The organism is Streptomyces sp. NPDC001732 (assembly GCF_053596315.1).
Window position 1 is genome coordinate 1 of the sequence record NZ_JBSFFY010000091.1, and the last position, 19,424, is coordinate 19,424.

At 72.0% G+C, this 19,424-nt stretch carries 19 protein-coding genes and 1 riboswitch; of the genes, 14 read left to right on the forward strand and 5 right to left on the reverse strand.

The genetic code is table 11. The annotated features are described in order from the left end of the window. Positions 1 to 197: 197 nt before the first annotated feature. Positions 198 to 911: a hypothetical protein gene (locus ACWCXX_RS37400; protein ID WP_451135234.1), complete on the forward strand. Its 714-nt coding sequence runs from the start codon at positions 198 to 200 to the stop codon at positions 909 to 911. 207 nt (positions 912 to 1,118) lie between these two features. Then, positions 1,119 to 1,664, forward strand: coding sequence for a protein NO VEIN domain-containing protein (locus ACWCXX_RS37405; protein ID WP_451135236.1), 546 nt, complete (start codon positions 1,119 to 1,121; stop codon positions 1,662 to 1,664). Positions 1,665 to 1,714: 50 nt separating this feature from the next. Here the strand turns inward: ACWCXX_RS37405 and ACWCXX_RS37410 are convergent, their stop codons facing one another. Genes ACWCXX_RS37410 through ACWCXX_RS37425 form a run of 4 tightly spaced genes read right to left on the reverse strand, consistent with a single transcriptional unit; the run spans position 1,715 to position 4,412 of the window. After that, entirely contained in the window at positions 1,715 to 2,566 is an 852-nt protein-coding gene (locus ACWCXX_RS37410; RefSeq protein ID WP_451135238.1) for an energy-coupling factor ABC transporter ATP-binding protein, read from the reverse strand. Further along, positions 2,563 to 3,312 (reverse strand): cobalt ECF transporter T component CbiQ, encoded by a 750-nt coding sequence (gene cbiQ, locus ACWCXX_RS37415; protein WP_451135240.1) that lies wholly within the window; start codon positions 3,310 to 3,312, stop codon positions 2,563 to 2,565. Before cbiQ ends, ACWCXX_RS37410 begins: the two co-directional genes overlap by 4 nt. Before the next feature lie 6 nt (positions 3,313 to 3,318). Continuing rightward, on the reverse strand, positions 3,319 to 3,711 hold the full coding sequence (locus ACWCXX_RS37420) for an energy-coupling factor ABC transporter substrate-binding protein (RefSeq protein ID WP_451135242.1): 393 nt from the start codon (positions 3,709 to 3,711) through the stop codon (positions 3,319 to 3,321). Next, the gene (locus ACWCXX_RS37425) at positions 3,708 to 4,412 is read right to left on the reverse strand and encodes an energy-coupling factor ABC transporter permease (RefSeq protein ID WP_451135244.1); all 705 of its coding nucleotides are present in this window, start codon (positions 4,410 to 4,412) and stop codon (positions 3,708 to 3,710) included. Before ACWCXX_RS37425 ends, ACWCXX_RS37420 begins: the two co-directional genes overlap by 4 nt. Before the next feature lie 30 nt (positions 4,413 to 4,442). Then, a riboswitch (cobalamin riboswitch) is annotated at positions 4,443 to 4,625 on the reverse strand. A gap of 195 nt (positions 4,626 to 4,820) precedes the next feature. Here ACWCXX_RS37425 and ACWCXX_RS37430 point away from each other — a divergent pair. The 10 genes from ACWCXX_RS37430 (at position 4,821) to ACWCXX_RS37475 (ending at position 15,951) form a co-directional block, all read left to right on the forward strand. Then, a complete protein-coding gene (locus ACWCXX_RS37430) occupies positions 4,821 to 5,687 on the forward strand; it encodes a Gfo/Idh/MocA family protein (protein ID WP_451135246.1) in 867 nt (288 codons plus the stop codon). A gap of 463 nt (positions 5,688 to 6,150) precedes the next feature. Then, positions 6,151 to 7,098 (forward strand): ArsR/SmtB family transcription factor, encoded by a 948-nt coding sequence (locus tag ACWCXX_RS37435; RefSeq protein ID WP_451135248.1) that lies wholly within the window; start codon positions 6,151 to 6,153, stop codon positions 7,096 to 7,098. Between the two features lie 753 nt (positions 7,099 to 7,851). After that, the gene (locus ACWCXX_RS37440; protein ID WP_451135250.1) at positions 7,852 to 8,916 is read left to right on the forward strand and encodes a phytanoyl-CoA dioxygenase family protein; all 1,065 of its coding nucleotides are present in this window, start codon (positions 7,852 to 7,854) and stop codon (positions 8,914 to 8,916) included. Further along, a complete protein-coding gene (locus ACWCXX_RS37445) occupies positions 8,898 to 10,211 on the forward strand; it encodes a DUF6271 family protein (RefSeq protein WP_451135252.1) in 1,314 nt (437 codons plus the stop codon). The genes ACWCXX_RS37440 and ACWCXX_RS37445 overlap by 19 nt, the downstream gene beginning before the upstream one ends. A gap of 16 nt (positions 10,212 to 10,227) precedes the next feature. Then, positions 10,228 to 11,397 (forward strand): type III PLP-dependent enzyme, encoded by a 1,170-nt coding sequence (locus ACWCXX_RS37450; protein ID WP_451135254.1) that lies wholly within the window; start codon positions 10,228 to 10,230, stop codon positions 11,395 to 11,397. A gap of 12 nt (positions 11,398 to 11,409) precedes the next feature. Then, positions 11,410 to 11,985: a GNAT family N-acetyltransferase gene (locus ACWCXX_RS37455; protein WP_451135256.1), complete on the forward strand. Its 576-nt coding sequence runs from the start codon at positions 11,410 to 11,412 to the stop codon at positions 11,983 to 11,985. A 6-nt stretch (positions 11,986 to 11,991) separates the two neighbouring features. Then, positions 11,992 to 13,173, forward strand: coding sequence for an MFS transporter (locus ACWCXX_RS37460; protein WP_451135258.1), 1,182 nt, complete (start codon positions 11,992 to 11,994; stop codon positions 13,171 to 13,173). A 226-nt stretch (positions 13,174 to 13,399) separates the two neighbouring features. Continuing rightward, complete coding sequence (locus ACWCXX_RS37465; RefSeq protein ID WP_451135260.1) at positions 13,400 to 14,113, forward strand: 4'-phosphopantetheinyl transferase family protein; 714 nt, start codon at positions 13,400 to 13,402, stop codon at positions 14,111 to 14,113. Positions 14,114 to 14,156: 43 nt separating this feature from the next. Then, complete coding sequence (locus ACWCXX_RS37470; protein WP_451135262.1) at positions 14,157 to 15,290, forward strand: DmpA family aminopeptidase; 1,134 nt, start codon at positions 14,157 to 14,159, stop codon at positions 15,288 to 15,290. Between the two features lie 91 nt (positions 15,291 to 15,381). Then, positions 15,382 to 15,951, forward strand: a complete 570-nt coding sequence (locus tag ACWCXX_RS37475; RefSeq protein WP_451135264.1) for a hypothetical protein — start codon at positions 15,382 to 15,384, stop codon at positions 15,949 to 15,951. Between the two features lie 79 nt (positions 15,952 to 16,030). On the opposite strand, the gene ACWCXX_RS37480 is transcribed toward ACWCXX_RS37475, so the two are convergent. After that, positions 16,031 to 16,915: an SIS domain-containing protein gene (locus ACWCXX_RS37480; RefSeq protein WP_451135266.1), complete on the reverse strand. Its 885-nt coding sequence runs from the start codon at positions 16,913 to 16,915 to the stop codon at positions 16,031 to 16,033. A 184-nt stretch (positions 16,916 to 17,099) separates the two neighbouring features. On the opposite strand from ACWCXX_RS37480, the gene ACWCXX_RS37485 reads away from it, so the two are divergent. Then, on the forward strand, positions 17,100 to 17,900 hold the full coding sequence (locus tag ACWCXX_RS37485) for a DeoR/GlpR family DNA-binding transcription regulator (protein ID WP_451135268.1): 801 nt from the start codon (positions 17,100 to 17,102) through the stop codon (positions 17,898 to 17,900). A 255-nt stretch (positions 17,901 to 18,155) separates the two neighbouring features. After that, positions 18,156 to 19,328 carry a Gfo/Idh/MocA family protein gene (locus ACWCXX_RS37490; RefSeq protein WP_451135270.1) on the forward strand — a complete coding sequence of 391 codons (1,173 nt, stop codon included), beginning with the start codon at positions 18,156 to 18,158 and terminating at the stop codon, positions 19,326 to 19,328. Positions 19,329 to 19,424: the final 96 nt, after the last annotated feature.

Here is a 19,424-nt window from a genome sequence, read left to right on the forward strand (position 1 = left end):
GAATACATCCAGTATGCGGACGCCCCTCCGCCTTGCGATGCACCGCATCTGACGCCGCGCGCTGATCCACCGGGGATTACGGGACAGCCCTTAGGGAGAGGGCGGAGCGACAGGAGCGTGCCGGTGCGGGCGAGAGTCGGGGGCGGCAGCCACGACAGTGGGGGGACGTTGTGAACGGGGAGGGGTTTCGCGAGGCCGTGACCGCTCTGCCCCGGCGGCGGATCGAGATCTACCGGGACGCGGGCGAGACCTGGCGGTTCGCCGAAAGCCTGAAGTCCGTCAGCGAGGACACCGCCCAGGAGTACGAGGGCCGTACGATCCTCGAACCCGTCCAGAACGGACACGATGCCCTCGGCACCGAAGCGCCGGGGAGGATCGCCGTCCTGGCGGTCGGGCAGGCGGGCGGCGGGGTTCTCTACGTCGCCAACGAGGGCCTCGGCTTCACCGGGGCGAACTTCCGCGCCATCACCGAACTGGCCCTGTCGACCCGGCGGCTGCTCACCGACGAGGAGGCCGTCGCCCGGCTCGTCCGGCTCGGCCTGCGCAAGTGGGACGACCAACAGCACGCCGGAGCGGGCGTGAAACAGCTCGTCGACGCGCTCGACGCAGGTGACGTGCCCGCCTACCTCAGCGTCTCCTTCCGGAGGCAGCACGAACGCGCCTGGGCGCACCTCGCCCGGTCGGGCCGGTGGCCCTGGGCGCCGGGCGAGGAGGTCCGGCTCGTCGCCAGCCGGGCCAACACGCTCGGCACCCTGGCACCGGCGGCCGACGGGACACCGGTCCACATCTGCGACGAGGCGGACCCGCTGAAGGAGGCGCTGATCGATCTGGCGGGCCCCCCGTGCTCGTCGCCCCGGCCGAGTCCGGCGAGGCCCTCGTCCGCCTGGCCGAGGAGAACGGCCTGTCGGTGAGACGCACCTCGGCCACCCGGGTCCAGGTGCGCCACCGGGACGGCGTGCCGATCGCACCGGACGCCCGTACGGCAGCGCTGGTCGAGGGCAGGGAGTGGCTGGTCGCCGTCGTCGCACTCGCCATGGAACTCAAGTCCGGGGCGTTCGTGCGCCGCAGCGAACGCGGCGTCCGGGCGGCGCTCGCCCGGCTCCGCACCGTCCGGCAGGGTGCGCCTCGACACCCTCGGCGATGTTTCCCCGTCCCGGGGCGGAAGCGGTTCCCCCGAGCCGCGCATCGTCGTCGCGGGGACGAACCGGACCAACGAGGACCAGCGGTCCGCCATCGGCCTCGTCGGGGAGGTCGCGGCGCGCGCCTGGCTCCAGCGCCGTTACTCCGACGTGCGGTGGAGGTCGGGCTACGCCGCCGTTGTCAACGGCGACCGCGAGGCGTCCGACGGCCTGGGCTACGACTTCGAGGTGGCGTGGCGCGACACCACCCGGCTGTACGAGGTGAAGGCGCTGAGCGAACCGGGTGCCGAGTGGGTGGAGTTCGAGCTGGGGCCGTCCGAGGTGGAGACGGCCCGTCGGCACGCGCGGGGCAGCCGCTACCGCATCCTGCTGATCACCGCCGCCCTCGACCCCGCGCGCCGTCGGGTGTTCGACCTGCCGAACCCGTTCTCGGCGAAGGGGCGCGAGCGCTTCAGGATCGTGGGCCGGGCACTGCGCTACCGGTGTTCGCCCCTGGGGAAGGGGCAGGGGACCGAGCCGTCCTGACCCGGTCCCTCGCCCGGACCGTTCGTGCCGCTCGCGGTGGTCGTGATGGCTCAGCCGTCGGCCGGGACCCCGGGCACCTGCGCGGCCAGGTCCTCCGGGGTGCGCGGGCCGGGCGCGTCGTCGGCCAACAGCCCGTGCGCGCGCAGGAGCCGGGCCGCCGCGACGCCCCACGGCAGGCGCAGCCCCGCCTGCCGGAGCAGGTCGGTGCGGGCGAGGGCGGCGGGTGCCGGGCCGGTGTGCGCGCCGGACGCGGTGAGGAGCGCGGCGTCGTCGGCCCAGCGCAGGGCGAGATCGACGTCGTGGGTGGCCATGACGACGGTGGTGCCGTTCGCGCGGAGCCGGTCGAGGGTGGCGAGCAGCCGCTCCTGGCCGTCCGGGTCGAGTCCGGCGGTCGGCTCGTCGAGGATCAGCACCCGGGGCCGCATGGCGACGGCGCCGGCGATCGCGGTCCGTTTGCGCTGCCCGTAGGACAGCAGATGGGTGGGCCGGTCGGCCAGCGCGCCGATGTCCAGGGCGGTGAGCGCCTCGTCGACGCGGGCCCGCACCTCGGTGTCGGACAGGCCGAGGTTGAGCGGGCCGAAGGACACGTCCTGGAGGACGGACGCGGCGAAGAGCTGGTCGTCGGGGTCCTGCACCACCAACTGCACGGTCGTGCGCAGCCGGGTCAGCCCCTTGCGGTCGTACGTGACGGGGTGCCCCTCGACGGTCAACCGGCCGGTGTGCGGCCTCAGCCCGCCGCTGAGCAGCCGCATCAGCGTGGTCTTGCCGCTGCCGTTGCGGCCCAGCAGCGCGAGCGCGCGCCCCTCGCGCACCTCGAAGTCGAGCCCGTCGAGCACGGTCGGCCCGTCCTCGTACGAGAAGGACGCGCCCCGCAGGGCGACCAGGGCGGCGGGCTCGCTCATGACAGCGGCCTTTCCAGTACGAGGGCGAGGACGGTCAGTGCCACGAGCAGTGCGAGGCTCGCCGCGGTGAAGGGGACGGAGACGCGGGCCTCGGGCACCAGGACGCGCAGGGTGCCGTCGTAGCCGCGGCCGGCGAGCCCGGCCTGGAGCCGCGCCGCCCGGTCGAAGGCCCGGACGAACGCGGTGGCGCCGAGCCCGCCGAGGGACCGCCAGGTGGCGGCCCGCGTGGTGTGCCCGAGCCGGGCCGCCTGCGCCTGACGGATCAGACGCACGGAATCGAGCAGCAGGAAGCTCATGCGGTACGTCACCAGGGCGACGTCCACGACCGGCGCGGGCACCCCGGCCCGCACCAGGCGCGGAAGCAGGTCGGACATCGGTGTGGTGAAGGCGAACAGCAGCACTCCCAGGGAGGCGGCCGAGGTGCGCAGCAGGAGTTCCCCCGCCCGGACCGGTCCGCCGTCGGCGAGGGCCACGAACCCGTCGGGGCCGCCGACCTGCACGAGCAGGGTGACCGCCCCGGTCACGCAGAACCCCAGCGGCACCCGGTACGCCCGCCACAGCCGTCGGCCCGGCACGCCCGCCGGGCCGACCAGCAGCACGAGCGCCGTCACCAGGACGAGGGCCGCGCCGGGCCAGGGCGGCAGCGAGATCGCGAGCACGGTGAGCCCGAGTCCGAGCACGGCCTTGTCCACGGGGTGACGGCGGCGCCAGCGGCTGCTGTGCGCCGCCTCGTCGATCGGCAGCACGCGGGCTCAGGCCCCTTCGACGGGGGAGCCCCCGGCGCCGACGGACGCACTCCCGGTGCCCTGCTGCGACTGTGGCCGGGTCTGTGCCTGGGACTGGGCGAGTTCCGCGCCCTGGCGGCGGCCCCGGCGGAGCCCGAAGTAGTAGGCGAGGACACCCGCGCCGAGCGCCGCCTGGAGGGCGAAGAGCGCCGACTCGATCTCGCCGGACGGCGGTTCGTACAGGGGCGAGAACCACGGTTCGTAGTCCGGTTCGATCTCGGTGATCGCCGTCTCCGCCTCGGCGTCGGCGCCCGCGAACGGCTCCTCCTTGTGGTCGCCGAGGCCGAGCACCAGCGGCAGCACCGCGAGCGCGGCCACGACGAGCAGCAACAGGGTGTTGATCTTCGCGTTACGGCTCATCGGGCCACTCCCTCGGGCGTGCCGGTCCGGTTCGCCCGGCCGGCCAGGAACACGCCCAGCCGGGTCAGTTCGCCCTTGCTGGACTGCACCAGCAGCCGCATCACGACCACCGTCAGCAGCCCCTCGCTCACCGCGAGCGGGATCTGGGTGACGGCGAAGATGGAGCCGAACTTGCCGAGCGCGCCCAGGAATCCGCTGCTCGGGTCGGGGAAGGCCAGCGCCAGCTGCACACTGGTGACGCAGTAGGTGGAGAGGTCGGCGACGAACGCGGCGAAGAACACCGCCACCATCAGCGGCACGTCGAACCGCCGCAGCAGCCGGTACAGCGCGTACCCGGCCCAGGGGCCGACGATCGCCATCGAGAAGACGTTGGCGCCGAGCGTGGTCAGGCCGCCGTGGGCCAGCAACAGCGCCTGGAAGAGCAGAGTGATGGTGCCGAGCACCGCCATGATCGGCGGCCGGAACAGGATGGCGCCCAGCCCGGTACCGGTGGGGTGCGAGCAACTCCCGGTGACCGAAGGGAGTTTCAGGGCCGACAGGACGAAGGTGAAGGCACCGGAGGCGCCGAGGAGCAGGGTGCTCTCCGGGTGCTCCTTGACCTCACGGGTGAGTGACCGTACTCCGTGTACGACGAACGGCGCGGACGCGACGCCCCAGGCGATCGCGTGCGCCGGAGGCAGAAAGCCCTCGGCTATGTGCATGGCTCAGTAGACCCTCTCCAGCACCTCGTGGATGGTTGACGCGCCTTGGCCGGTCTCCTGGCTGACGGGTACCACCGCCCGTGCTCCGCCTTCCCGGGTCCGAGGACCCAGTGGCTGCCCGCGAGGGCTGGAGCCGGACTTCCCGATCACAGTGGCGAGGGCCGCACCGGTATCACACCGGATTTCCCGTTCACCAAGGCGTGGTGACAGTAATGCCTGGCCCGGGGTGGTGACAAGCACGCCCGAAAGGGACGCGCGAGCACCGCGCGCCCGCGCCCGTACACGCCCGCGCGCCCGCGGGCGGGGGTCCGGTGGTGGGCGCGACGAGCCGCTCACCCCCTGTGCGAGACTCGGTGCCGCACCACGACCTGGCGGGCCGCCGGTCACCGTCGAAGGGAACGTCTCCGGATGCGCATCGGGATCGTCGGCACCGACAGCAGTCATGTCGATCAGATCGTCCGCCACCTCAACGTCGACGGGGCGGGCGGCGACGCACGCGTCGTGGCGCTCGGCGGTGGGCACGGCCCGCGCAACGACGCCCTGGCGGCCACCGGCGGGATCACGAAGATCGTCGACGAGCCCACCGGGCTGCTCGGGCTGGTCGACGCCGTCGTCGTCGCGGACCGGTACGGCGCGCGCCACCGCGAGCTGGCGGTCCCCTTCCTGGCCGAGGGCCTCGCGGTGTTCGTCGACAAACCGCTCGCCCACACCGTCGAGGACGCCCGGGTCATGATCGACACCGCGCTCGCCCACGACGCGCCGCTCACCTCGTTCTCGGCGCTCCGCCTGCTCCCCGAAACCGAGGAACTGGCGGCCCGGTCGGCGGCGAACGGCACTCCGCACCTGGTCGTCGTGTCCGGGCCCGCCGACCCCGACAGCGAGTACGACGGGATCTTCTTCTACGGCATCCACGCGGTGGACCTCGCCCTCCGGCTCGCCCCCGGAGCGGTCTCCGGCATCCGCACGGACCTCACCGAAACCACCGTCACCGCGTCGTTCACCGCGGGCGGCACCCGGGTGGTCGTGAACCTCGTCCGGCCGGGCAGCACGGAGCAGATCCCGTTCCACGCGATGGTGTTCACCCGCGAGGCCATGGTCCAGCGGAGGATCGTTCCCGGCGCGGACTACTGCGTGCCGGGCCTCGAAGCGTTCCTGGAGATGGCCCGTACGGGCAGGCCACCCATCGGCCCCGAGGACCTGCTGCGCCCCGTCGAGGTGCTGGAAACCGTCGCCGCAGCCCTGCGCGAGGCGTCCGCCGGCTCCCGGACGGGGTGAGCCGAGCCCGTCGCGACCACGTCGGCGAGAGGTGCCGAGCGGGCCGGAAACGGGTTGCGGCGGAGTGTCGGAAGAGGAACCGGCAAGTGTCCACCGGAGGGCTGTTGGCCTGGTCGAAGGCGCTTCCGGTGCGTCTTTCGGCGTGAGGTCGACACACTTTCGGGCACCATGCCCGGGGCGAACCGCATGACTTTCCGTGGCCGCCCGCTCGCCCCGGGCGACGGCCGTGTGACCTGGGGCACAACGTTCTTGACAGCCGCCCGGCGGGTGCCGAAAGCTCATGCATCATTGGTCTGGACCACGAGGGGTGGGCGGGGTTCGTGTGCGAGCCGTTATGTGCTTCAGGTGTGGACGTGCCACTCGCCGGATGCGAACTCCATTTCAGAACAAGGCAGTTGACGTACCGTCAGATCTTCGCCGAAGTGCGTGTACCGGCGCGTCCGCATGCGGGCCGGGAGGGTTGATGGACCGGCGGCAGCCCGATGTACGGCTCGCGTTGTGCGATCTGTGGCAGGTGTTCGGTGCCGTCGCGCTGCTGGCCCGTTACGGTCCCGACGCTCCCTGGCCCCATCGCTCCTGGGCCCGCGAGGCGTACGGGGCGCTGACGCCGCGTCTGAGGGCCGTGGCCGCCCTGGCCCGGCCCCGCGGGCGCGTCCCCTCGTTCCTGGGAGCGGGCTTCGCCTCGCGGCGAGCGAGGATCGCCGAGGAGCTCCACGACCTGGCGCGCACACCGGCCGCACTGGTCCGCGACGAGATCACCAGGGAGTACCCGACGGCCGTCGAGGACCCCTTGATCGCCGCGCTGCTCCATGACCCGAGGACGCAACTCCGTTACCTGTCGGCAGAGTTCGCGAACTTCTGGCAGGCCGCGATCGAGCCGCGCGAGGCCGGACTGGCGCGTTGCCTGGAGGAGGAGATCCTCTTCCGCTCCCGCACTCTGGCGATGAGCGGGGGAGCGGCACTCCTCCACGAACTGGGGCTGCCGTCCGAACGCACCGACGGCGCGGACCGGGTGACCGCCGTGCCGATGATGTTCGCGGACGGCACCCCCTGGTGGTCGGCCGTCGGCGGACGGACCGCGGTCTCCTTCGCGGCACGGGGAGCGGGACTCCTGCACACCGACCCGAAACAGGACGGCACCGTGCAGGACCGGCGCGAGGACCGCCTCGCGATCCTGCTGGGCAGGGGGCGCGCCTCGGTCGTGCGCGAACTGGCCGAACCGATCACCACCTCCGCGCTCGCCGACCATCTGGGGCTCGCCGCGAGCACGGTCTCCCAGCACCTCTCGGCACTCGTCTCGGCCGGTGTGGTGCAACGCCACCGGGCCGGTACGCGCGTCCTGTACGAACTGAACCGTTCGGGCGTGACACTGACACAGTGTCTGACGGGCCAACAGGCACCGCAGGGCTGACCGACGGGTCCGACGGACTCCGCGAGAAACCCAACACCGGGTACGGCGCTCCGAGCCGGGCCCGGTGTTGTGTTTTGCCGCGTCCCCCGCCGGGCCCGGTGTTGCATCTTCCGCGATCCTCGCGACGCTCGCCGGCCCGGTGCCGAGCCTGGCCGGAACGTGGTGCCACCTGTGCCCCAAAGCGCGATGTCACGCCTCTCACCAGCGGTTGCGCCGGAAACCGGCGGGCCGGCCCGGCCCACCGCCGGGACGATTCGGCGTACACCGAAAGGCTTGGCGGACGCCCCGGGGTCGACCAGAGTCGAGGCGGGAACTGCTCGACCGGAGGACCGCGAAGACGTGAGCAAGGCACTGGGAAACGTCCCTTTCCCGAAATCCGCTCCGTCCGCCGGGCCGGGCGCGAACCACCACACCGACGGAGCCGACAGAGCCGACGGCACCGCCGTGACCCACCGGACCGGCAGAGCCGCCGAACACCGTCCTTCACACGCGATGTGACGCCGCCCTCCTCACGGCCTCCCGCCCCGTCCGCCGGGCCGGACGCGCGAGGTCGGTGGGAAGGGCCGGCCCGCCGCCCGCGCAACCCGAACCACACCCGTCGCACGGCCCGACGCGCCGTACCGACGCCGGTCGACGACGACGGCGCCGAGGCCGTGTCCGGCACCCACCGAGGCGAAGTGCCCGGACCCGTACCGCAGGGGGAGCGGTAGGGGGCCGCCCAGCCACGAAGAACCCGAGCACTGGAGTGATTGCATGACGACGCCCCACCCCCATCTGTACCGGTCCCCCTCGGACCGCCCGTACTTCAGCTCGGACGGCGAGTCCTACCTGGCGCAGACACCGCTGAGGGACATCCGGAAGTCACGGGAACTGCGGGTGCTGTCCGAGGCGGACTTCGACTTCTGGCAGACCTACGGCTACGTCGTCGTACGGGAGGCGATCCCGGCCGCCGCGGCGCGCCGTCTGCTCGACTTCACCTGGGACTTCCAGGGCCTCGACCCGGACCGGCCCGACACCTGGTACGAGGACCGGCCCTTCCGGGACGACCTGGACCGGGAACTGCACGTCTACGGGTTCGTCGAGGCGTACCACCACCAGCTCGTCTGGGACAGCCGACAGGCGCAGCGCGTCTACGACGCCTTCGTCGACGTGTGGGACTGCGAGGAGCTGTGGGTGACCCTGGACCGGCTCAACCTCAACCCGCCCAACGTCAAGAACCGGGACCGCGCGCTCATCGCACCCACGGACAAGGGCTTCGACATCGAGCTCCACTGGGACGTCGACACCACCCTCGGTGTCCTGCCCCAGCGGGTCCAGGGCATCATCGCGCTGAACGACACCCGACCGGAGGCGGGCGGCTTCCAGTGCTCGCCGGAGCTCTTCTGCCGGTTCGAGGAGTGGAGGAGCGGGCAGCCCGCCGACCGGGACCCGATCAGGCCGCACACCGACCGTGCGGAATTCCCCGTGGTCCGCCCGGAGCTCGGGGCCGGGGACCTGCTGATCTGGAACGGCCTGCTCGCGCACGGAGCGGCCCGCAACACCTCGCGGGACAAGGTCCGCGCCGTCCAGTACCTCTCCATGATGCCCGCGCTGGAATCGCACGAGGAACTGCGGCGCTCCCGGATCGAGTCCTGGCGCCACCTCCGCACCCCGGAATGGAACAGGACGCTCGTCGGTGACGTCACGAAGCACGAATCCCTCAGATACGGCACTGCCACGCTGAACGACCTCGGCGAGAAGCTGCTGGGACTGAAGTCCTGGCGCGGGCGGGAGAACGAGCGGTCGACCGGGGGGCGGGCATGCGCAGAATCTGTCTGACCCTTCCGACGAACAGGGCCTGCGCCGCGACGATCTCGGCCGTCGGCGAGGAGGCGGACCACGCGGCCGAACACTTCGGCGTCGAGGTGCACCTGCTGATCCTGGACTCCTCGAACGAACGGGAATTCGCGGAACACGCCCGGGTCGTCGCCGGGGCGCGCCGGGCCCCGCACGTGGTCGTGCACCACCTCGACGAGGCGGAGCAGCGGGACTTCCTGCGGCGGGTGATCCGGCGTTCCGGCGTCGCCGAGCCCGACCTGATGCTCGACCTCATGCTCCCGGACGGCGTCTCCTACGGCGCCTGCACCAACCGGGCGTTCCTGATCGCAGCCGCGCTCGGCTGCCGGTCGGTGCACCGCCGGGACTCCGACAGCACGTACCAGGTCCTGGACGGCGAGACCGTCTTCCCCGTCCACCACGAACTCGCCTCGCTCGGCAGGACCGCGGCCGATGCGGAGGCCGGGGTGAGCGAGACCGTGCTCGGCCCCGAGCACGCGCACAAACCCGTGGCGATGGTGGGAAGTTCCTTCGTCGGCGAGCTGTCGGTGGACATCGGCGAGATCGCCCGGCTGGACAGCGACGTCTACCACGACGTCGTCAGCCTGTGGGCCCCCGGGCACTGGTCGGACGAACAGAAGCGGGAACTGGTCGAGGAATCCTTCCGGGGTGCGGGCACCGACCCGTTCGTCCGCGACCACTCGGTCCTCACCCACGTCGATCCGATGCGGGTGGACATGTGCAACATCAGCTTCCTGGACGAGGTGTACGAGCGGGTGCCGCTGCCGCCCGCGACCGACACCATCGGCAGCGACTACTTCCTCATGCACCTGGTGCACGACGGCACCCTGCCCGGGGTCCTGCACAACCGCAACATCGTGAACTTCCACACCGCGGAACGCAGGACCGACGCCGGGTTCATGGCCTACCAGATGCGGTTCGCGAAGTTCTTCCTCTCGATGCTCTATTTCAATTTCATCTACGGGAGGATGGCGGCGGCCGGTCCCGCACTGCTCGACGAACGGCACCACGTCCGGCCGGCGGCGGTGGCCGCGCTCGCCCGGGAGAGCGCCCTGGCGGACCGGGCGGAGAACGTGCACCGGCTGGACGTCCTCGACCGCTCCTACCGGAAACTGGGCGGCAGATACGCCGAGTTCGCCGACGTCCTGATGGCGAGCGGCCGACGGCTGCTCGAAGAGGCCCGTGCGGACATCGAGGACTTCGCGCTGCTGACCGAGTCCTGGGAACCCCTGGTGCGGGCGAGCGGGACCACCGGCCTCCACCCGTCGGACCGGTAGGCGGAACCGGACCATCATGCACCTGAACACACATCTGCGCGCCGCGCTGGCGGCGGCCGACGACGACCGGATCGTCTTCGACCTCACCGGGATAGCGGCGCAGTACGAAGCGCTGCTGCGCGAACTGCCGGGAATCTCCGTCCGCTTCGCCATGAAGGCCTGCCCGGTGGACGAGGTTCTGGCCTGTCTGGCGGAGCGGGGTTCCGGCTTCGACGCGGCGAGTCCCAACGAGCTGGCACAGGCCCTGCGGACCGGTGTGCCGGCCGACCGGATCCACTACGGCAACACCATCAAGTCCGACCGGAACATCGCCGAAGCCCATCGCCTCGGGATCAGGAGCTTCGCGACCGACAGCCTGGAGGACGTGGCGGCGATCGCGGCCCACGCCCCCGGCGCCCGGGTCTTCTGCAGGCTGGCCACCAACGGGAACGGGGCACTCTGGGGCCTCAGCCGGAAGTTCGGATGCTCGGCCGCCGACGCGGTGCTCGTGATGGAGGCGGCGCGCTCGGCCGGTCTGGTCCCGTCCGGCCTGTCCGTCCACGTCGGTTCCCAGCAGATGACGCCGGAGGCGTGGCAGGAGACCTTCGAGTCCCTCGCCGACCTGCTCACGGTGCTGAACCGGCGGGGCATCCTCCCCGACCACGTCAATCTCGGCGGAGGGCTGCCCGCACTGGGCTACCTGGACAACAGGGGCCGGCCCCTGGACCCGCCGGTGGACAAGATCTTCGCCGTGATCCGCGAGGGAACGCAGCACCTCGCGGCGGTGTCGGAGGCACCGCTGGACTTCCTCATGGAGCCGGGCCGCCATCTGGTGGCCGACCACGGCGCGATCAGAGCACATGTGGCACGGCTGTCATCCCGGCAGCAGCTCGACGGCGCACGCGAGAACTGGCTGTACCTGAGCTGCGGAAAGTTCAACGGCCTCTACGAGACGGACCAGCTGCAGTACCGGCTGCTGTTCCCCTCGCACGACGGCGGCGACCACGTCCCGGCCGTCGTCGCGGGCCCCACCTGCGACAGCGACGACGCCTTCGCCCACGAGCACAACCGCGTTCCGGTACCCAGGGAGGTCGCCTCGGGGGACCCGGTGTGGATCCTCTCCAGCGGCGCCTACGCGACCGGATACATGACACGGGGATTCAACGGTTTCGATCCGCTTCCGTACGCGTGGACGCGCGGCGACTAGAGGGGTCACGAGGTGCGCATACGACACATCTCCCACGAGGACTGGGACGGCATCACCGCGCTGGAGGCCGACGAGTACACCGCCGACGGACTGTCGGAGGGCCGGGCCGCGCTGCAGTCCAGGGCCGGCGCCTCGCCGGCCACCTGCTTCGTCCTGGACCACGCCGGCCGGATCGCGGGATATCTGCTGGCCCTGCCCTACCCGAAGTCCGAGTACCCCGACCTGGACCGGAAGGAGGGCATCGTCTTCCACTCGCGCAATCTGCATCTGCACGACCTCGTCGTGGCCCGGGAATTCCGCGGCAGAGGACTCGCGCGGAACCTCCTGCGCCACTTCACCGCGACAGCGGGGTCGAAGGGGTACGAGGAGGTGTCCCTGGTCGCCGTCCGCGGCAGCGACACCTTCTGGGCGGCACACGGATACCGGGCCCGTCGGGAGATCGCACCGCCGACGAGCTACGGGGCGGACGCGGTGTACATGTCCAGGACGGTGCCGGGGGCCAGGACGGTGCCGGGGGTCCGGGCCGGAAGAACGAACCTCGCCGATGCACCGGCACACGGGGTACCTCTGGAAGACGAAGTGAGCTGATTTCACATGTCTGGCGTTCGTGACGAATTCCGCCGAGCACAACTGGCGATCGCGGCGTTGTTCTGTTTCCTCGGGTTCCAGTACGCGACCTGGGCGTCCCGGCTCCCCGCGCTCAAGGCGGAACTCGGCCTGACGGAAGCGGAACTGGGCCTGCTGCTGATGGCCTGCGGGGCGGGCGCGGCGGCCTCGTTCCCCCTCGTCGCGGTCCTGATGAGACGCATGGGCTCGCGCCGCCTCGCACTCGTGTCGGTCGGCTGCCTGAGCCTGCTCCTGCTCGCGCTCTCCGCGGCGCCCAACTATCCGGTCGCGCTCCTGGTCATCTGCTGCGACGGGGTCGCCGTCGGGAGCCTGAACGTCGCGATGAACGCCCAGGGCGCGGCGCTCGAAGCCGCCCACCGGCGCACCGCCATGGCCGGACTGCACGCGACGTTCAGCGCCGGCTCCCTGTCCGCCGCGCTGCTCGCCTCCGGTGTGAACGCGGTGACCACGGACGTGGCGGTGCACTTCGGGGTGGCCGCCGCCGTCCTGTTGCTGCTGGTCGGACTGACCCGGAAGGGACTGCTGACAGAGGATCAGCAGGCCGCGGACCAGCAGGCCGCGGACCAGCAGGCGTCGGAGAAGGGCCGCCGCAGGCTCACCATGCCGTCCCGCGTGACGATGTGGATGGGCTGCGCGATGGTCTTCGGCACCGTGACCGAGGGCGCCATGAACGACTGGTCGGCGCTCTACCTGGAGGACGTGGTCGGCGCGGCGTCGGAACTGGCGCCCCTGGGCATCGCGGTCGTCTCGGGGATGATGGTGCTGGCCCGGGTCTTCGCCGACGGCTGGCGCAGCCGCTGGGGCGACGGCCGCATCGTCCGCGTCGGCAGCGCGGTGGCCGGTACGGGGCTGGCGCTCGCCCTGACGGCCGGTGGAGTCGTACCGACGCTGATCGGGTTCGCCTGCGTCGGACTGGGCGTCGCGGCCGTCACGCCGTGCGTCTACGTGGCGGCGGCGGGACAGGGCACCGACGCGCTGGCCCTGGTCGCCGCCATGGGAACGACCGGCCTGCTGGCCGGGCCCGCGGTGATCGGCTTCATAGCGAACGCCGGCAGCCTCGTCTGGGGCATGGGCGCGGTGGCCGCCTCGGCGCTCCTCGTCTCCCTGTGCGCCACCCGGATCCACTGGCCGCGGCCCGCCGGGTCCTGACACCGCCCCACCCCGGGCCGGACCGACGGCCGTTCGCGCGGGACCCCTTCGTGCACGACGGTGCGGACCACGAGATACCGTCGTGCACGCCGGTTCGGACGGCACCCGGCCGTGCCGGGTGCGGCCGGGACGTATCGGCGGTGCGTCCCGCGCGGCGGCCGTCCGGTGCCCGGACCGGCTTCGGGGCCGGCGCGGGGCGTGGACAGTCAGCAGGCAAGGGGAGATCGTGATCGAGAAGATTCTGCCGTCGGGAGTGGCAGCGGCAGAGGCGTTCTCCGACCTGCCCGACGCCGTGCTGATGCCGGCCGAGGAGGAACTGGTCCACCGCTACGTGGAGAAGCGGAAGCGGGAGTTCACCACGACGCGTCAGTGCGCGCGCCGCGCGCTCGGGGAGCTGGGCATCGCACCCGGCCCCATCCTCAAGGGCGAACGCGGTGCCCCGGTCTGGCCGCCGAACACGGTCGGCAGCATGACCCACTGCACGGGTTACCGCGCCGCCGTCGTGGCGCACGCCGCGGACGTGCTCACCATCGGCATCGACGCCGAACACAACGCCCCGCTGCCCGAGGACGTGCACGACAACATCGCGCTGACGGCGGAACAGCTGCGTGAGCACGAGCTGCGCAGGCAGAACCCGGACGTCCACTGGGACCGGCTGCTGTTCAGCGCGAAGGAGAGCGTCTACAAGGCGTGGTTCCCGCTGACCCGCCGGTGGCTGGGTTTCGAGGAGGCCGACATCGTGCTCCACCCGGACGGCAGCTTCACCGCCGAGATCCTGGCCTCCCCGGCGACGAAGGGAACCGGTGCGAACACCCGGACGCCTTCCGGCGCGGTGCCGGAGCCGGCGGCCGGGGCACCGAAGGACCCGTCGGGGTTCCGCGGCCGGTGGCTGGCCGCGGACGGCCTCCTGGTGACCGCGATCGTCGTGGACAGCCCTTAGGGCCTCTCGTTCGGCGCGCGTCGTTCCCGTAACCTCTCACCGCATGAACGCAGATCACCGGAGCGAGGGCCGCAAGCGCGCACGCGAGGCGGGCATCCCTCTGACAGGCGAGCCCGGTCCGTGGAACGCGATCACGGACGTGCCGGGCGTCGAGGTCGGATACGTCACCCTCGTCGAGGGCGACGACGTGCGCACGGGAGTGACCGCGCTCCTGCCGCGCGGCCGGGAGGGCGTGGGCACGCCCTGCGCGGCCGGCTGGCACTCGTTCAACGGCAACGGCGAGATGACCGGCACCGCCTGGATCGAGGAGAGCGGCTCGCTCGCCGTGCCGGTGGTCGTCACCAACACGTACGCGGTCGGCCCCGTCCACCGGGGCGTCGTCGAGTGGGTGCGCGCCAACTGCGGCGGCATGGCGCCGGAATGGCTGCTGCCGGTCGTCACGGAGACCTGGGACGGCCACCTCAACGACATCCACGGCGCGGCCGTGCGGCCCGACCACGCGGCGGCCGCGATCGAGGCGGCGGCCTCCGGCCCGGTCGAGGAGGGCTGCGTCGGCGGCGGCACGGGCATGCGCTGCTACGGCTACAAGGGCGGCTCGGGCACCGCCTCGCGGGTGGTGCGGTACGGCGAGGACCGGTACACCGTCGGCGCCTTCGTCCAGGCCAACTTCGGCGCACGGCGCGAACTGGTCGTGGCCGGGGTGCCGGTGGGGCGCGAACTGTCCGATCCGGTGGCGGAGCCACCCGCCGCGGAACCCGGCGGGGAGCGCCCGGTGCCGCCCGGCGCGGGCTCGGTGATCGTCGTGGTGGCCACCGACGCCCCGCTGCTGCCGGGACAGTGCAAGGCGCTGGCCCGCCGGGTGACGCTGGGCCTCGCCCGTACCGGCACCACCGGCAGCCATTTCTCCGGCGACCTCTTCCTGGCCTTCTCCACGGCCAACCCGTCCGCGCTGACCAGTACGTTCCCCGAGAACGACGGCAGCGCGCCGTACGAGTCGATGCGCTTCGTGCCCTGGGGCCGGATGGACCCCTTCTACGAAGCGGTGGTCGAGTCGGTGGAGGAGGCGGTGCTCAATGTGCTCACCGGCGCCCACGCGATGACCGGCCGGGCCGGACACCACGTCCCGGCGCTCCCGCTGGACCGGACGGCCGAACTCCTGGCGGCCCGCGGCCTCTGACCCGGGGCACACGGGCCCGTAGGAGGGTGCGACGGGCCCCGCGCGGCAGGGGCGCTGGCTCCGTACAGGTTCGTCGGCCATACTGCCCGCCGTGGAGCAGCGCATAGATCCGAACACTCAGCCCGGGTACGCCGCAGGGACAGACCCGGCGTACATCCCTGGTCTCACGGCCCCCGCCACCGCCGTGAAACCGGACACGAGCCGGCAAGCGGCCCCGGAGACGGAACCGGGGGCGGAGCCGGAAAGGACGGACCCGGAAAGGACGGAGCCGGAACGGAACGCCGGGGAGCGGGCCGGGGAAGGCACGTCCGAGGCCGACTCCGGGGCCGACGCCGAACCGGCGGCGGAGGAAGGGGAGAAGGCGGACGGCCCCGCGGCGGACGGACCGGCGTTCGAGGTGAGCGACCGCCGCGGGTCGATCACCGTGGACCGCACCGGCGTCCGGTTCCGCCTGGACGACCAGGAGGCCGACTTCCGGTGGGACGAGATCGGGGCCGTCGAGGTGAAGACCCCCCGGTTCGGCCGCCGGTTCACCGTCACGGTCCACATGTCGACCCGCCGGTGGTTCAACGCCGAGGTCGAGGCACCGGCCAGGAGCGACCTCAAGAAGTGGGCGGAGGAACTCGACGAGGTCCTGGACGCCTACTTCGAGGAGTCCTGAGCACGACGCGCATCCGGAGGGGCCGGGTGTCCGGCCCCTCCGGGAACGTGGCGGCCGCGGCCGGGAAGCGACCGGCCGGTCAGCCCTCCGCGAGCACCACCGAGCGGGTCAGGTGACGCGGGCTGTCCGGGTCCAGGCCGCGGGCGGCGGCGCGGGCGATCGCCAGGCGCTGGACGCGCACCAGCTCGGCCAGCGGGTCCAGGCCGCTCTCCACCCACAGGGCGCCGGTCGACCGCACCTGCTCCGCGAGCCCCTCGGGAGCGGTGCCGAACATCCAGGTCGCGGTGCCGGTGGTGGCGATGCTGATCGGACCGTGGCGGTACTCCATCGCGGGGTACGACTCCGTCCAGGACAGCGACGCCTCCTTCATCTTGAGCGCCGCCTCGTTGGCGAGCCCCGCCGTCCAGCCGCGGCCGAGGAAGGTGAACTGGGTGCACTCCAGCAGGCCCTCGGGCAGCGGCTCGGCCAGCGCGGTCTCCGCGTCGCGGACCACGTCGTCGGTGTGCAGGCCGAGGTGGGCGCGGAGCAGGGTGAGCAGCGTGGTGGCGAACCGGGTCTGCACGACGGACCGCTCGTCGGCGAAGTCGAGCACGACGACGTCGTCGGCGGCCGTCATGACCGGGGTGTCCGGGTCGGCGGTGACGGCCACCGTGCGGGTGGTGCCCCGGAGCCGGCCGAGCAGCTCCAGCACCTCGGTCGTGGTCCCCGAACGCGTGAGGGCGACGACCCGGTCGTAGCGGCGGCCGAACGGGAACTCCGAGGCGGCGAAGGCGTCGGACTCGCCCTGACCGGACTCCTCGCGGAGCGCGGCGTACGCCTGGGCCATGTAGAACGAGGTGCCGCAGCCGACGACCGCGATGCGCTCGCCGGTGGCGGGCAGTGCGCCCGCGTCGGTCCGGGCCAGCTCGGCGGCACGGCGCCAGCACTCCGGCTGACTGGCGGTCTCGGTCTCGACAAAGGACACGTCTGCACTCCGTACTCGTAGTGGATGCTCGTTTGCGCACGTTACACGCGCTGTATGAACATCTTCAAGCAAAAAACTTGCAGGATGCTTGACTGGGCGGAGCCTTGTGCGACGCTTGCGCGTGTCCGGCGACCGTATCCAAGGGGATGGGTGCCCGAAGGCCGGGCCGGTGAGGAGAGTTCTCTTGTCCAGGGATGCCCGGTGGAACGCGCTGCTGGAACTCGTCGGCAAGAACGGCCGGGTGGAGGTCGAGGACGCGGCCGCCACGCTGGACGTCTCGGCCGCGACCATCCGCCGCGACCTGGACCAGCTCGCCGAGCAGCAGCTGCTCACCCGTACCCGCGGCGGCGCGGTGGCGCACGGCGTCAGTTACGAACTGGCCCTGCGCTACAAGACCGGCCGCCACGCCCCCGAGAAGCAGGCCATCGGCCGCGCGGTCTCCGAACTGGTGGCGGTCGGCGAGGTGGTGGGGCTGACCGGCGGCACGACACTGACCGAGGTGGCCCGTTCGCTGGCGATGCGCTCCGACATCGTGGGCGAGGGCGCCATGGGGGCGGGCGGCCAGCCGACGCTGACCGTCGTCACCAACGCGCTCAACATCGCCAACGAGTTGGTGATCCGCCCGCAGATCAAGATCGTGGTGACCGGCGGGGTGGCCAGGCCGCAGTCGTACGAGCTGACGGGCCCGCTGGCCAGCGGAGTGCTGGGCGAGATCACCCTGGACGTCGCCGTGCTGGGCGTCAACGCGATCGACACCGAGCGCGGAGCGTACGTCCACCACGAGGGCGAGGCCAGCATCAACCGGCTGCTCGCCCAGCAGGCGCAACGGGTGGTCGTGGCCGCCGACTCCTCGAAGATCGGCAAGCGGGCCTTCGCCCGGGTCTGCGATCTGGGGCAGGTCGATTTCCTGGTCACCGACAAGGGGATCGCCCCCGAGGCGACCGCCCGCTTCACGGAGGCCGGCGTCACGGTCGTCGCGGTCTGAACGACGGCCGCCCCACGGGGGCGGGCGCCCCGCGCCCGGGGTGCCCGCCCCCGTTTTTGCTGCGCACCGTCGGTGCTGTGCGCACCGTGCACGCTGCACGGCAAATCTATGCCCGTTCGTGTTTGATAAGTGCGAGAAATGAACAACTCTTGCCACTGGTGTGCACTGTCGTGAACTATGAGCCCGTCCCGTACGGACCCGCCCGCACCACGGTGCGGACCCCGCACCACCAGTACAGACAGAGAAGGGACCACCGTGTCAGACCTGCGACTCGGCGTCATCGGGCTCGGCCTGCGCCGTTCCATCGCGACCTCCGCCCACCACCCCGGACAGGGGTCGGCGGTCACCGCCGTCTGCGACCTCGACCCCGAGGTGCGGCGGCGCGAGGCCGAGCGGTTCGGCACCGATGTCGCGGTCGAGGACTACAAGCTGCTCCTCGGCCGGGACGACCTCGACGCGATCGTCGTCGCCACCCCCGACGACACCCACGAGACCATCGCCGTCGACGCGCTGCGGGCCGGCAAGGCGGTCTTCGTCGAGAAGCCGCTCGGCATCACCGTCGAGAGCTGCGACAACATCCTGCGCGCCGCGTACGAGACCGGGACCAGGCTGTACGTCGGACACAACATGCGCCACATGGGCGTCGTGCGGCTGATGCGCGACATCATCGCCCGCGGCGACATCGGCGAGCCCAGGACGGTCTGGGTGCGCCACTTCGTCGGCTACGGCGGTGACTACTACTTCAAGGACTGGCACGCCGACCGGACCCGCACCACCGGCCTGCTGCTCCAGAAGGCCGCCCACGACATCGACGTCCTGCACTGGCTGGCCGGCGGCTACACCCATCGCGTCAACGCGCTCGGCGACCTCCTCGTCTACGGCGACCTGCCGCGCCGCGAGCCGGACACCCCGCGCCCGGAGAACTGGCTGCGGGAGTTCGACTGGCCGCCCACGGCCCGCAAGGACCTGCACCACATCGTGGACGTCGAGGACGTCTCGGTGATGAACATGCAGCTCGACAACGGCGTCGTGGCCGCCTACCAGCAGTGCCACTTCACCCCCGACTACTGGCGCAACTACACCGTCATCGGCACCGAGGGCCGGCTGGAGAACTTCGGCGACGGTCCCGGCGACGAGGTCAGGGTCTGGAACTCCGGCCCCAGCGGATACCGCCGCGACGCCGACATCACCTACCGGGTGCCGGACGCGGGCGGCACGCACGGCGGCGGGGACACCCGGATCATGCGGGAGTTCTGCCGGTTCGTGCGCGAGGGGGGCGTCACCGACACCTCGCCGGTCGCCGCCCGGATGAGCGTCGCCGCCGGCGTGCTCGCGACCCGCTCCCTGCGCGAGGGCGGTGTGCCGTACGAGGTGCCCGCACTCGACCCGGAACTGATCGCCTACTTCGAGGGCGGCCAGGTCCGCTAGGGCTGTGGCCGGAAAGGTTTGCCGGAAAGCTCGCGGCGTCCGGTGCGGTGCATCGCAAGGCGGAGCATTGCCCGCGTACTGGATGTACTCGGGTGA